Consider the following 13,717-nt stretch of genomic DNA (forward strand, 5'->3'; position numbering starts at 1 on the left):
CCCGCGTGCCCTTGGGGTGCGCGGGCGCTTCTTGTCGAGGCAATCGATGACGGGCGCCGGGGCCATGGTTCGTTCGTGGCTCGGCGTCCTCGCGCGAAACATACGTGTGCGAACGGCACTCATATGCCAAAAACCGACTCGGCGAAGAGACGCCTGGCGATGCGGTGTGAGACAATACAACGATATGCGTGTACAAGAGCCGCACTGCGCGGCCCGTCACAAGTGAAGGAAGGCCCTCGTTATGGCAGTGAATAAGAAGAGCGCCAAGATCAAGCGCGCGCCCGAGCCCGAGGCGGCTCCCACAAAGCGCCAGGTGAAGGAGGCGCGCAAGGAGAAGCTCTCCAAAACCGCCAAGATCGTGCTCGTGGCCATCGGCATCCTCGCCATGCTCCTGTCTGTGACCGCCATGGCGTGCTCCGGCGTGCTCAACGAGGTCAACAAGGAAGAGCCCTACGAGCTCACCGGCGGTGTGGCCGCCACGGTGAACGGCGTCAACATCAAGGAGGACACTGTCACCAACCAGATCATGAGCCTGCGCACGGGTTCCTACGACAAGGATGCCGATTGGGCCGCCTATCTCGCGAGCCAGGGCCTTACGCCCGAGTCCTACCGCGAGAACGTCATCGACGGCATTGCCCGCCAGTACCTGCTGGTCGAGGCCGAGAAGGAGTACGGGATCACCGTCTCCCAGGAGGACCTCGACAAAGCCTGGAAGGACGCCGTGAAGAACTACGGTGGCGACGAGAAGGCATTCGTCGAGATGATCGAGCAGGTTGGTTTTACCAAGGATACGTACCTGGAGAACATCAAGAGCTCCTTGGCCCAGCAGAAGCTCAAGGACGAGGTCGCGCCCGCCGAGAAGCCCTCGGATGAGGAGATCATTACCTACCTCAACGAGAACCTTTCCACCTACAACGGCGCCCGCCGCTCCTCGCACATCCTGTTCAAGGTCGCCGAGGACGCCACCGATGAGCAGCGCGCAAAGGTCGAGGCTGAGGCCCAGAAGGTGCTCGACCAGATCAACGCGGGCGAGATCGAGTTCGCCAAGGCCGCAAAGAAGTACTCCGAGGATTCCTCCGCCGACAAGGGCGGCGATGTGGGCTGGGACAAGCTCACCACGTTTGTGCCCGAGTACCAGGACGCTCTTTCCAAGCTCGGCGTCGACCAGGTCAGCGGGCTGGTGAAGACCACCTACGGCTACCACATCATCAAGTGCACGGAGCTGTTCGAGGTTCAGGCCGTGACCTCTCTCGACGAGGTGCCTGAGGGCATTCGCACATATGTTTCCGATATGCTCGAGTCCCAGGCGGTGGCCACGACTTATGGCGAGTGGCTGACCGACTACACTGAGAAGGCCGAGATCAAGATCAATCCCATGCCCGAGAACGTGCCCTACAACGTGGACATGAAGAAGGCATCTGAGAAGAAGGACGACTCCGCCAAGTAGGCGGATGCGAGGAGGCATCCCATGACGTACGAAGAGCTGCATGCCGAGATGGTCGCCGCCATGAAGGCAAAGGACAAGGTCCGCCTGGGCGTTGCACGCCTGGTGCTGGGTGAGCTGAAGAACGCCGCCTCTCGCGGCGGCGCGCACGAGATCACCGAGGAAGAGGTGACCGCCCAGATCAAGCGCACACTCAAGCAGACCAACGAGACACTCGAGATGTCCGAGAAGGCCGGCAACAATGCCGAGCGCACCGAGAACCTGCGCGAGCAGGTGGCGGTGCTCGAGAGCCTGCTTCCGCAGCAGGTTTCCGGCGATGAGCTCGTGGCACTGGTCGAGAAGACGATCGCCGAGCTGGGCGCCACGTCCAAGAAGGACATGGGCCGCGTGATGGGCGCTCTCACTGCCGCGACGAACGGCAACTTCGACAAGCCCGCCGCCGCCAAGGAGGTTGGCTCGCGCCTGTCTTAACCCGATTGGACCCAATTGGGATGTGCAATTGGGGACGGGTGCAAATTACACATGGCAGTGCGGGTTGCGCACGGCGTTGTCCGGAGGGCGGCAAGACGAGTATCTTGCCGCCCTCTCTCATTGAGGCAAAATTATCTTGCACTGTGTATAAGTGTGTATATACTGTACTTATCAAGTATACACAGTATGCTCGGTCTGGTCGCACCATGACGTCTGGGGCGACCTTGGCGCCGCGGGGACGCCCAAGGCGCAGACGGGAAAGGGACAGTGATTCGTGGAAATCATTATTTCGAATTCGAGCAACCAGCCCATTTACGAGCAGATTGTCCGACAGGTCAAGGGTCAGATCATGGCTGGTGACCTGACGGCGGGTGAGCAGCTTCCCTCGATTCGCGCGCTTGCCAACAGCCTGCGTGTGAGCGCCATCACCACCAAGCGCGCCTACGCGGACTTGGAGGCGCAGGGCTTCATCGAGACGGTGCAGGGCAAGGGAAGTTTTGTCGCCGGCGGCAACGCCGAGATGCTACGCGAGGAACGCCTGCGCGAGATCGAGGAGCGCCTGCTCCAGGCCATCGAAGCTGGCAGGGCGCTCGATTTGGGCGATGAGGAGCTCATCGAGATGATGAGGACCCTTTTGGAGAGTGACGACTAGCTATGACTTCATCACGAGTGGGCGCGCCTCTTATCGAGGCTCGCAATATCACCAAGCATTACGACGGCTTCACACTACAGGGTGTATCCCTCACGGTGGAACCGGGGCAAATCGTGGGCTTTATCGGGCAGAACGGCGCGGGTAAATCAACGACCATCAAGGCCCTGCTTGGCATCATCGGTATCGATGCGGGCGATGCCCGAATCTTGGGTGTCGATGCGCGCGGGCTGTCCGGTGCCGACGCCGCGGTGAAGGAGCGCGTCGGCGTGGTGTTCGACACCGTTTCGATGCCGCCGCATATCAAGATCGCCGAGGTCGGCAAGCTTATGGACCGCGCGTATCAGACCTGGGACGCGCGCGTGTTCGAAGAGTATCTTCATCGGTTCAAGCTCGATTCGAAGAAGGCGATTAAAGAGCTTTCTCGCGGTATGGGCATGAAGTTGAGCCTGGCCTGCGCCCTGGCGCACAACCCGCAGGTGCTCATCTTGGACGAGGCGACCGCCGGGCTCGACCCCATGGCACGCGATGAGGTGCTCGACATGCTGCGCGAGTTTGTGGCGGTGGAGGATGCCGCGGGAAACCCGCAGCATGCGATTCTGATGAGCAGCCATATCACGAGCGACCTCGACAAGATAGCCGACACGGTGGTGTGTATCGATGACGGGCGCATCGTGTTTGCCTGCGACAAGGACGAAATCTGCAACCTCATGGGAGTGGCGCGGTGCCGTGCGGCGGAGGTCGAGCAGGTGCTGACGAGCGCGCAGGCACCTATGGAGGTGCGCGTTTTGCATCACGACTATGGCGTGGACCTGCTCGTTCCCGATCGTTTTGAGTTCATGCGCGCGTTCCCGCAGATCCCATGTGACCGCGTGTCGATTGACGACTACATGGCGCTCGTCCTCAAGGGCACGGTCCTGCATCCGCGTGACGGCGTCCAGAAAGGCGGTGATGCGCGATGATGCGCATGTTCAAGATGGAGCTCGCGGTGTTTGGGCAATACCTCAGGCAGCTGGCGTTCAGCATCCTGTTCATGGCGGTGTGTTTCACGGTGGGCATGGGCAGCACTTCCATGTTGCCGGGCACCATTTTCATGATGGGGATGTTCAGCCTGTCAAATAGCGCGAGTCATTACGACGAGCAAAACGATTGGGCTGCGTTTAGGTTGACCATGCCTGTGTCGCGCAGAGATGTGGTGTTGGGTCGCTATCTGTTCGTGCTGGCGGGCACGCTGATCGCGTCGCTGTTCGTTTCCGTAGCGGCGTGCCTGCTGTCCTGGATGGGCGGGGCTTCGCTGCTTCCCGAGGTGGTCGCCAGCGTGGTGCGCCTTGATGCGGATATGGTCCAGGCGGGGGTGTTCACCCTTGCGTTCTGCAGTGCCATGGGGTTTGTGATCGCATCGGTATCCATGCCGGTGTTCTTCAAATTCGGCCAGACCAAGGCGACGCAGTGGCTGCCCTTCATCATGATGTTCTTGGGAGTTGCGCCGTTCATGGTGGTCGGCTTTATGGGCGAGGAGGCCATTTTGGCCATGCAGAAGGCGCTTTCATTCGCGGAAACGCCTGAGGGCCTAACGTCGTTCGCCACGGGCGCTTTGATTTTTGGCGTGGCGTGCTATGTCGTGAGCGCGCTGGTCTCTTTGCGGGTGTACAAAGCGCGCGACCTGTAAGGGTGCGCAAATGCCAAACAGCCTCAACTCGGGGATTGTCCCCAACGCCAAACGGCTTCAATTTGGGGACCATCTTCATTCAGGGACCATATTCAACTTGAGAGAGCGGGGCGGGTGCAATGGTATCCGCCCCTTTGTTTTGGCGATTCGGGCATTTCGAGGCAGAGCGGGATGCCGTAAGCGTTGCGTAAGCAAGTGGCGAACACCGAGCGATACGATGTAGTGTACAAACCGCATGGAAAAATCCAGTGTATGAGAGCTTCGATTCGCAAGGTGGATTGGCGCATATGGTAATTGCAACTGAGCGGCGCGATGCCGCAGTTCATTCCGCCGGCCCCAAGCAGCTTCCGCTTGCCCGCGTGAGAAACGTGCGCGATTTGGGCGGGTATGCGTATAGGGCGGAGGACGGCTCGCAAGGGGAAACAGCATATGGCATCTTTCTTCGCGGTCCGTCTCTTCGCAAATTGACGCCTGGAGACTATGAATATCTGCAGGAGTACGGAGAGGGTCTGAAGTGCGTTGTCGATTTGCGCAGCGATTTTGAGGTTGGTCATTGGCCCGATCCTTATGCCTGCGGCCGAGACGGTGTGACGTACGTGCGTGTTCAGATGCTCGACCAGCTCAATTCGGGAAAGTTTCGTGACGCACTGCCGGATCGCATGTCGACGGTGTACAAGGGGCTGCTCGACAATCACGCTTCGAGCATCCGACGCGTGATGGAGTCGATTGACGCCTTTGGGCAGGATGGCTGCACGCTGTTTCATTGTCGGGCGGGCAAAGACCGGACGGGCGTTGTGGCGATGTTGCTGCTGGGGCTCGCTGGGGTTTCGGATGAGGACATCGTTGCGGACTATGCGGCTACGCAGCGGTATCTCGGACGGGGGCTGCGCGCTCAGCGCGTGGCTGTTTCTGCGCTTTTGTGTCGTCGCGCTCCTCGTTGCCTGTTCGAGGCGATTCCCGCCGAGATGGAATTGACGCTTGAGCATCTGCACGAGCGCTACGGAACGGTCCGGGAGTATCTGGAGGGTCACGCCGGGGTTCCCGTCGCCGTGCTCGACCGGATTGCGCATCGACTGAGGTTTGGGTGATCGCTTGGTGGGGGTGCGGCGTGTCGGATAGTTCATGAATGGGACTTTTGGTAATTAGAATTCGAAACCGTGAAGTAGCGGATGAGAAGTTGGGCGCCCGACCTGCGGGTTTATTTTGGCGTTGGGGTTGTCTACCGGGCAAGGTCGGAAAGTAATTACCAAAAGTCCCTCAAGTGAAAAACGGAGACGGCAATCATATGCAAAACCCCTGCATGTTTTGATCGCATGCAGGGGTTTTGACGTCATGATATGCAGAAGCGGGCCGAGCGCTTGCCTCTCGACCTTTCGCTCGGGTTACTTGATCTGCGTCGTACCGGGCGCGAGGTTCGGGTCGGTCTCGTTCGCGGCGCTCTGGCGAAGCTTGGTGTACACATCCTTGCCGTCGCCGAAGAGCTCGTAGTACTGAATCGTGGCGTACTCGGAGCGCGCCTGCAGTGCCTTTTGCAGCGAAGTCTGGGCATCTCCGCCGCTCTCATCCTCCTTGACGCTGGACAGGTAGATGGTGCCGGCGGCGTCAAGGTAACCGGTGGTGTTGATGGCGGGCAGCGCGCTGCGCAGGGTGAGCTGGGCCTTCTGGTAGTCGTTGAGCGGCGCGCCGATGATGCTCATCATCTCGGTGCCCAGGTAGTTGGTGGAGAGGTTGTCCACATGGCTGTCCTGGTCGTTGCCGGCGACATCGTAGTTCGCCCAGATGAGGTAGTCGGTGGTCCACAGGCGCATGTTGTGCTCGGCCTTATCCTCATTGGTGAACCAGCGGTTGTTGTACTTGTCGGGGAAGAACGGCTGGTGGTCGCCAAAGAACACGAGCACGACGGGGCGGTCGAGCTTGCGCAGCTTGCCAACGAAGTCCTTGAGCGCGCGGTCGGATTCCTCAATGAGGGACAGATACTCGTTGACCTCGTTGTTCACCGCGCCGTCGATCAGGTAGTTGTTCAGCTTGTCGGGCGGGAGCAGGCCGGTGTCATAGCCGGAGTGGTTCTGCATGGTCACGTCGAAGATGAACTGAGGCGCAGCGTCGGACTCGAGCATCTCGAGGATTTTGTCGTAGGTGGCGGCGTCGGACACCATGCCGCGGAGCTTCTCGGCATCCTGGAAGTCGTTGATCGTCATGAAGCGATCGAAGCCGAAGCCGGAGTAGACGTTCTCGCGGTTCCAGTTGGTGCCGTGGTTGGGGTGCATGGCCGTGGTGGTGTAGCCCAGATCCTTGAACTGCTCGGCGAGATTCTTGGTGTCGAGCAGGTCGTAGATCGTGTAGGGATACACGCCCGACCCCAGATAGGACATTGAGTTGCCAGTGAGGAACTCGAACTCGGTGTTGCAGGTGCCGCCGCCGTACGCGCTCACGTAGAGGGTGCCGCGTGAGAGGGCGTCGGGGAGGTTCTTGAAGAACTGCGGGCCGTTGTAGCCGGCGTGCATGTTCTGGTAGATGGAGAGGTCCGAGAACGTCTCGTTCATGATGGCGATAACCGTGGGCTTTTCCTCGGCGAATTGGGCCTCGGCATCGGTGCGCTGCTGGGTCTTGCCGGCGGTCTCGTCGTACTCGCCAGCGAGCTTCTTCTCGAGCTTTTCGGCCTTGGCCATGTCGTAGTCCTCGGGCACGGGCGGCTTGATGGTCTGCGCGGAGGAGATGAACGTGGGGATGAAACCCTGGCGGTAGTAGCTCTCGAGCGGGCGCCAGGTGTACACGGTGATGTTGAGGGTGTTGTAGTAGTCGATGAGCGTGACGTGGGCGCCAACGCCAACGAGGCACAGGGCGCCGATCAACAGGTTGGTGAGGAGGAGGCGGCGGTTGCGCTTGGCGGGCTCGGGGCGGAAGACGCCGGCGAGCGAACACAGCAGCATGGAGATAGCCAGGAGGGTCATGCCGTACAGGCCGAACGCGCTGAAGATGTAGGTGAAGCCGCCACTTACCGCAGCGGCAGTGCCCAGGGCGGAAAGGTCGGCGGGCTGGATGGGCATGGACTTGAACGTGATGACGAAGAACTGCGCCATGCCGATACCCCAGCACAGGAAGGCGATGAACGCTGGGGCGCCACCGCGACGCTGGAACAGGTAGAACAGGCCGACCATGACGGCGGTGATGAGTGCCCACTCAAGCAGGATGCACAGCGGGTAGCACCAGGTGAGGTCATGGTTGGAGGGGGTTTCGAGCCCGAGCATGGCGAACAGGCCGGCGAGCAAGAGCAGCATCACACAGACCGCGGTGGGGCGGTGCAGCGCAATGCGGAGCTCGTGGGCGCGGCCGCGCAGCTTGCGGCCCAGGCGACCGATGCGGGAGAGGTCCTCGTCGCGGGTGATGCGACGTGCGCACGCATCGTACTTGTCACATGCACCGCAGTCGGGTTGGAAGGTGCGGGCGGCAAGTTCGTCACCGAAGCGCATGTAGGATTCGATGCGCGCCCAGGTGATGTCACGCGCGAAAGAGGCCCAAGCGCAGGCGGTGAGCACGGCGTTCAGGATGATGGGGGAGAGGATGTCGTCGGGCGCCATGCCGAGAAAGCCCAGCGCGACGGCAATGGCCTGCATGATGCAGAACGTGATGCCCCAGCCCATGCCGGAGCGCTCACCCGATTCCTTGCGACGGGTGAGCTCCCGACGGCCTAAGTAGGCGGAGGCGATAAGCCCCGCGATGGATACGATGGCAGTGAACATACGACAACCTCTTCTTCGCTCAACGGATGTTGAAGCAGGCGGCGTGCCCAAATCCTGGACAGCGCTTACCCGGCCTTGATAAACATGTGCTACGCGCGGAAGGCGACAAGGGAACATACTACCCACGGATTGTCGAGATTTAGTCGATAAGCTGCAGGTATCCGTTGTTTCCATAGAATGGGCCAAGAAGCGTAACCGATGCTTAAGGACGGCTGTGTGCGTGACATCTGCATGCGCAAACAAAAAGGGCCCATCCGATTGGATGGGCCCTTTTGGCATTCAGCGAGATCGCGGAGGCGCTCGTTAGCAGCGCTCCTCCACGGCCACGCGCGCGATGCGGTCGACCGGTTTGAACTTGGTGAACAGCGGCACGTACTCGTAGAACACGCTGGAGTTCTCCAGGCCGAACCACTGCACCGGCGAACCGGCGAAGCGGCGGATCGCGTACTTCATCGCGATGGCGTGGCGCTCACGCTGCTCGACGTCGGACTCGGGCGCAAGCGTCTTTCGGATCAGGCAGAAGCGGAAGGAGCCGATCACGCCGGGCTTGTCGTACACGGAGTAATCGTGCACCTGCGGCGGCAGCTCACCGGACGCGGACAGGTCGGAAACGATCTGGCGCAGGTAGGCGTTCACGCGCTGGTTGACCTTGTAGCCCAGGTAGAGGTGCACGCGGTACACAAAGTCGGTGCCGTAGTTCTCGACGGAGTACTCGAAGGTGTGCGGCTCATCGGTGACCTCGACGTTCAGGAACCAGTAGGCGCGGGCGCGCTTGGGGTGCTTATCGAAGATCGAGTACAGGATGTCGCGGTCGAGCATATCGGTCGACTTGCTGTTGGTGAGGTAGACCAGGTTGTCGCAGAGCGTCTCGTAGTGCGAGTCGTTGCGCAGGCGGTCGAGCTGGTCGATGTACTTGCGCACGGGGAGCATCGTGTACTGGCGGCGCTCGACGCGGCTGCCGTTGTACCAGCTGACCATGACGCCCATGATGAGCGCGGCCATCAGGATGGTGAAGTAGCCGCCATGGAAGAACTTGGTGAGGGAGGACACGAAGAAGAAGCCCTCAAGCGCGACGAAGAAGATGACGAAGGCCCAGGGGAAGACCTTCATCTCGCGCACGCCGTGCAGGTAGAAGAAGAGCAGCACGGAGGTGCAGATCATCGTGATGGTGATGGCCAGGCCGTAGGCGGCCTCCATGTGAGCGGAGCTCTGGAACAGCAGCACGACGATAACGCAGCCGACCCACATGACGTTGTTGACCATGGGGATGTAGAGCTGGCCCTTGGTCTCGGCGGGGTAGAAGATCTGCATGTGGGGCATGAGGTCGAGGCGGCTGGCCTCGGACACGAGCGAGAACGCGCCGGTCACGAGTGCCTGGCTCGCGATGATCGCGGCGCAGGTGGAGAGGATGACGCCGAACGGACGGACCATTTCGGGCAGCATCTGGAAGAACGGGTTGAGGTCCTCGATGAGGGCGAGCTCGGGGTTGCCGGCGTTGGCGAGCAGCCAAGCGCCCTGGCCGAGGTAGGACAGGATGAGGCAGATCTTGACGAAGGGCCAAGTGGCGTAGATGTTGCCGCGGCCGACGTGGCCCATGTCGGAGTAGAGGGCCTCGGCACCGGTGGTGGCGAGGAAGCAGCTACCCAAGATCATGATGCCGGCATGGTTGTTGGGAGACAGCAGGAAGCTGATGCCGCGCAGCGGGTTGAACGCGAGTAGGACAACAGGGTTGCCGAGCACGTAGATGAGACCCGCGCCGCCGAGGAACAGGAACCAAAACGTCATGACCGGGCCGAAGGCATGGCCGATCTTGGAAGTGCCCACGCGCTGCACCGCGAACAGCAGGCACACGATGATGAGCGTGATGACCACGACGTTCATCTGGTTGTCGCCCATGATGTCGTGCACGGCGGGGATGGTGCGCAGGCCCTCGATGGCCGTGGTGATGGTCACCGCAGGGGTGAGGATGCCGTCGGCCAGAAGCGCAGCGCCGCCGAGCATGGCGGGCACGATCAGCCATTTGCCGTATTTGCGCACGATGCTGTAGAGCGCGAAGATGCCGCCCTCGCCGTGGTTGTCGGCCTTGAGGGAGACGAGCACGTACTTGACGGTGGTCAGCAGCGTGACCGTCCAGATGACGAGCGAGAGCGCGCCGAGGATGAACTCCTCGGTCACGGTCATGATGCCGCCCTGGCCCGCAAGCAGCGCCTTGGTGACGTACATGGGCGACGTGCCGATGTCGCCGTACACGACGCCCAGGGTGACGAGCATCGCGCCGATGCTTACCGGGATCGCGGCAGAACCGTGCCCGTGCTCGGATGATTCAGTTGAGTGTGCCATTGCGGTATTGCTCCTTGGCGAAGATGACCCGGCGCCGGCCTTCCCCCAGCGCGCCGAGAGGCATATGCATGCCATCTAACGTTCCAGCCATTATAGGCTGTACGCAGGGCGTATGCTATATGCCTCTACCTGCGAAAACGCTTTGTGTCGGCAGGTTTTCGCGCAGAAGCCTCGCGCAGCTCGCGCGTGCGCTCGCGAATCGCATCCTCGCTCATGCCGATTCGGCGCATGGCCTCCTCGGACGTGTAGCGCTTGACCAGGTAGCAATGGTGGATCTTCTTATTGCGGGCAAAGTCCTCGGGGATGGTCTCGTCCGTGATGTCGGTGAGGACCACGCCGGCGCGCGCCAGTTCCTCGATATCGGGGCGGAACGTGCGCAGGTTGCACGAGAAGATCACCTCGCCCTCACGGGAGAGCAGGCGCGACAAGCCGACGAGCAGCTCGACGTGGTCGCGCTGGACGTCCCAGGTGCGGCGGCCCATCTTGCTGGAGTTGGAGAAGGTGGGCGGGTCGCAGAAAATCAGGTCCCAGCGGTTGCGGGTCTGCCTCATATCGCGGATCCAGCTCATGACGTCGGCGCGCACGTAGTGATGGTCGGGGCCGACAAAGCCGTTTTGCTCCATGTTGCGCTCGGCCCAGTCCAGGTAGGTGTTGGAGAGGTCGACGGTGACGGTCTCCTCCACGCCGGCATCGGCGGCATAGCAGGTCGCGGTGCCGGTGTAGGCGAACAGGTTGAGGAAGAAGCGCTTGCCGCGGGCATGCTCGCGCACAAGACCGCGGGTGATGCGGTGGTCGAGGAAGATGCCGGTGTCCAGATAATCGTTGAAGTTGACGGCGAAGGTGAGGCCGCCCTCCTCGATGAGGGGGAGCCTGCGGGTGCGGATGTCGCTCGGGGTGCCCGAGCCCGCGCCCTGGCCGGGGCGGTTGGCGGGCGCCGAACCGCCGTGTCCGCCGCGGGGTTTGCTCCCCTTGCCGGGGTTGGAGCCGCCGGCCTGCTTGCCGTACTGAGAGCCGCCGCGCGAGCGGATGCGTGCCTTGGCAAAGACGTTGTCGGGGTCGACCTGCAGGATGCGCGGGGCGAGTGTGAGAATGTCGAGCAGGCGCGCTTCGGCCAGGGCGGGATCGACCTCGCGAGGTGCGGCGTATTCGGCGATGACGAGCCAGCGGCCCGGGGTGGTGGCGCTGCCCTCGTACAGGTCGATGGCCGCGGAGTAGTCGGGCAGGTCCGCGTCGTAGACGCGGTAGCAGGTCACGCCTTCGCGCTGCGCCCACTTGCGGCGCAGCTTGGCCACCTTGCGCAGGCGACGGGCAAACTGCTCGGACTCGGGGATGAGGACGGGGCAGGGCTTGCCGTCGCCCAGGTCGATGAGGGTGGTGGCGGGGGAGGGGGCGACGTCGGATTCGACGGCGTCTTCCGCGGGCATGGAGTCCTCGGCGGCCACGTTGCCCTCTCCGGCGCTGATTGCGCCGTTTGCCGCCGAAAAGACGGCGAGCTCGGCTTCTTCGTTGTTCGGCATGACGCGCAGGGAACGCGCGGGCTCGCCGAGGGTGCGGATGAGCAGGTCATCGCGGGTGAGGGCCACGGTGGGCATGGTGCTCAGCATGGCGCGGACGGGGTCGGCCCCGCATGCGCCAGCGTGCAGGCTCGTGGCGAGGTCGAGCACGCGGGACATTTTGGAGATCGCCGTTTCGGTGGTGTCGAGGAAGACGAACCCGCGCGGTTCTCCGCCGCAGCATGCGGGCATCATGAGTTTGCGCGAGATCTTATCGAGGTCGGGTTGGGCAAAGATCACGCGGTCGGCGAGGCCGGCGGCCTTGAGGACGCGGCGCGCGCAGGCGACGGCGTCTCCGGACGGGTCGGTGGCGACGATGCGGGCGACTCGTCCCTGGGCGAGCTCCGCGCGGCGATCGGCCTCGTCGAGCAGCTCGCGCCATGCGGCAGCGTCGTGCTCAGACCAGCTCTGGAAGCCCCAGTTCCGGCGCTCGAGACCGGGTGCGCGGTCGGCCAGGATCGAGGCGGCCTCGAGCACCACGCCGCCGCCCGCGCAACAGGCGTCGATCATGACGGGGAGCGTGGGGGTGGGGCGCTCGGCGGTGGAGCCGGCCAGAGCGCTGCCGTTGGCCGACGCGCTGCCGTCGGCCGGTGCGGCGGTATCCTCATCGCCCATCGCGTCTTTAGTATTAGTGAGTGCGGCCGAGCAGATCTCTTGCCAATTGCCCTGGGCGCAGGCGAGCGCTGCGTAGTCGGGGCGCAGGACGTGCGCGGCGTGCGTTCGCGTGGCCTCACGCGGAAGGCGCTTGAACAGCGGGTCGCCTGAGAGGTCGAACTGGATGCTCGCGCGGTTGCCACGCAGGGTGAGGGAGATGCGCGCGTCGGGGTCGTCCGTGTCGACGTTGGGGCGACGGCCCTCGACCTCGAGCATGCGGTCGCACAGCGCGTCCTTCACGCGGAGCGCGGCAAAGTGGGAATTGCGCAGCTCGTCATTGGTGCCGCGCGCGGTCACGGCGATGGTGGCGCCTGCGCGCAGGATGCGTTCCCAGGCAATGGAGCGAGTTGCTTCATACAGATCTTCGGCGTTGGCGCAGGCGAAGCGGCCGAGCACCACAAAGATGCGGCTGGCAAGGCGAGACCACAGGCATGCGCGCTCGGCGTCGGCGGGGGAGCCGGCAAACGCCACGCGGCCCTTGAGCGGGCGGACTTGGCGCAGCCCCATACCACGGAGCTCGTCGGCGAGTGCAGTTTCGAAGCCCTCGGGGCAGCTCGCGTAAAACTCGTGCAAGGGCGTGTCGTGCGTGGTGAGAGACGTATTCGCCATGGGTCTCCTAGCGTCGGCGCAATGTGAACGTATTGACCTTAGTATTATGGCAGCTTCGGGCGTGCCTGGTGGCTTTGGGTGAGCTGAACCTACGACCTCCAGGTTATGAGCCCGGCGATGCAGGCTGTGCGTCGAGTAGTTTGCGTGATGGAATTGTGGAGAGGTGCCGCCGGCCTTGCAGATGCATGGGCGCCTGCGTAATATAACTCCTTGCGCACACGGTGCGTCCAGACATTGCGGGGTGGAGCAGTCTGGTAGCTCGCCGGGCTCATAACCCGGAGGTCGTAGGTTCAAATCCTGCCCCCGCGACCAAGAACTTGCAGCTCGTCGGCTATGCCGGCGAGCTTTTTTGTTGCTTTCCGACTATGAGCCGACTATTTTCCGACTGCAAATTACGGGGACGCCATCAGGAAGGACGCTCACGGCATCCAGATTTGGGTGTGAAAGGGCCTCGGGCGCGGGTCGGAAAGTGTGTTATTACGGCGGTGCGCAAACACGCCCTTACGCTTTTACACAAGCACACCCTTACGCATTTGTGTAAAAGCGTAAGGGCGTGTTTGCGCATGGTTAAAAGGGGCTCACCCGACA

The 13,717-nt window shown here is 62.3% G+C and carries 9 protein-coding genes and 1 tRNA gene; 7 read left to right on the forward strand and 3 right to left on the reverse strand.

Features of this window, described 5'->3' with window-relative positions; genetic code table 11:
- Positions 1-241 precede the first annotated feature (241 nt).
- From AOBCEHNH_RS05440 to AOBCEHNH_RS05465, 6 genes are all read left to right on the forward strand, one after another.
- Positions 242-1,447 carry a peptidylprolyl isomerase gene (locus AOBCEHNH_RS05440; RefSeq protein WP_152063481.1) on the forward strand — a complete coding sequence of 402 codons (1,206 nt, stop codon included), beginning with the start codon at positions 242-244 and terminating at the stop codon, positions 1,445-1,447.
- Between the two features lie 21 nt (positions 1,448-1,468).
- A complete protein-coding gene (locus AOBCEHNH_RS05445; RefSeq protein ID WP_152063482.1) occupies positions 1,469-1,915 on the forward strand; it encodes a GatB/YqeY domain-containing protein in 447 nt (148 codons plus the stop codon).
- Between the two features lie 274 nt (positions 1,916-2,189).
- Positions 2,190-2,567: a GntR family transcriptional regulator gene (locus AOBCEHNH_RS05450; RefSeq protein WP_118272173.1), complete on the forward strand. Its 378-nt coding sequence runs from the start codon at positions 2,190-2,192 to the stop codon at positions 2,565-2,567.
- Positions 2,568-2,569: 2 nt separating this feature from the next.
- Entirely contained in the window at positions 2,570-3,526 is a 957-nt protein-coding gene (locus AOBCEHNH_RS05455; RefSeq protein WP_152063483.1) for an ABC transporter ATP-binding protein, read from the forward strand.
- 5 nt (positions 3,527-3,531) lie between these two features.
- Positions 3,532-4,233: an ABC-2 transporter permease gene (locus AOBCEHNH_RS05460; protein WP_193221194.1), complete on the forward strand. Its 702-nt coding sequence runs from the start codon at positions 3,532-3,534 to the stop codon at positions 4,231-4,233.
- A 287-nt stretch (positions 4,234-4,520) separates the two neighbouring features.
- Entirely contained in the window at positions 4,521-5,321 is an 801-nt protein-coding gene (locus tag AOBCEHNH_RS05465) for a tyrosine-protein phosphatase (protein WP_152063485.1), read from the forward strand.
- 294 nt (positions 5,322-5,615) lie between these two features.
- Here the strand turns inward: AOBCEHNH_RS05465 and AOBCEHNH_RS05470 are convergent, their stop codons facing one another.
- The 3 genes from AOBCEHNH_RS05470 to AOBCEHNH_RS05480 form a co-directional block, all read right to left on the reverse strand.
- On the reverse strand, positions 5,616-7,973 hold the full coding sequence (locus tag AOBCEHNH_RS05470; RefSeq protein ID WP_152063486.1) for an LTA synthase family protein: 2,358 nt from the start codon (positions 7,971-7,973) through the stop codon (positions 5,616-5,618).
- Between the two features lie 303 nt (positions 7,974-8,276).
- Entirely contained in the window at positions 8,277-10,313 is a 2,037-nt protein-coding gene (locus AOBCEHNH_RS05475; RefSeq protein WP_226803308.1) for a KUP/HAK/KT family potassium transporter, read from the reverse strand.
- Between the two features lie 125 nt (positions 10,314-10,438).
- On the reverse strand, positions 10,439-13,129 hold the full coding sequence (locus AOBCEHNH_RS05480; protein ID WP_226803309.1) for a THUMP domain-containing protein: 2,691 nt from the start codon (positions 13,127-13,129) through the stop codon (positions 10,439-10,441).
- 235 nt (positions 13,130-13,364) lie between these two features.
- Here AOBCEHNH_RS05480 and AOBCEHNH_RS05485 point away from each other — a divergent pair.
- Positions 13,365-13,441: transfer RNA gene (locus tag AOBCEHNH_RS05485), tRNA-Met, on the forward strand.
- The last annotated feature ends 276 nt before the right edge of the window (positions 13,442-13,717 follow it).

Source organism: Collinsella intestinalis, assembly GCF_902501455.1.
Taxonomy (GTDB): domain Bacteria; phylum Actinomycetota; class Coriobacteriia; order Coriobacteriales; family Coriobacteriaceae; genus Collinsella; species Collinsella intestinalis.

Excerpts from the sequence above, each read along its gene's own strand:
- AOBCEHNH_RS05440 (WP_152063481.1), top strand. The coding sequence starts at position 242 with ATGGCAGTGAATAAGAAGAGCGCCAAGATCAAGCGCGCGCCCGAGCCC.
- AOBCEHNH_RS05445 (WP_152063482.1), top strand. The coding sequence starts at position 1,469 with ATGACGTACGAAGAGCTGCATGCCGAGATGGTCGCCGCCATGAAGGCA.
- AOBCEHNH_RS05455 (WP_152063483.1), top strand. The coding sequence starts at position 2,570 with ATGACTTCATCACGAGTGGGCGCGCCTCTTATCGAGGCTCGCAATATC.
- AOBCEHNH_RS05460 (WP_193221194.1), top strand. The coding sequence starts at position 3,532 with ATGTTCAAGATGGAGCTCGCGGTGTTTGGGCAATACCTCAGGCAGCTG.
- AOBCEHNH_RS05465 (WP_152063485.1), top strand. The coding sequence starts at position 4,521 with ATGGTAATTGCAACTGAGCGGCGCGATGCCGCAGTTCATTCCGCCGGC.
- AOBCEHNH_RS05470 (WP_152063486.1), bottom strand. The coding sequence starts at position 7,973 with ATGTTCACTGCCATCGTATCCATCGCGGGGCTTATCGCCTCCGCCTAC.
- AOBCEHNH_RS05475 (WP_226803308.1), bottom strand. The coding sequence starts at position 10,313 with ATGGCACACTCAACTGAATCATCCGAGCACGGGCACGGTTCTGCCGCG.
- AOBCEHNH_RS05480 (WP_226803309.1), bottom strand. The coding sequence starts at position 13,129 with ATGGCGAATACGTCTCTCACCACGCACGACACGCCCTTGCACGAGTTT.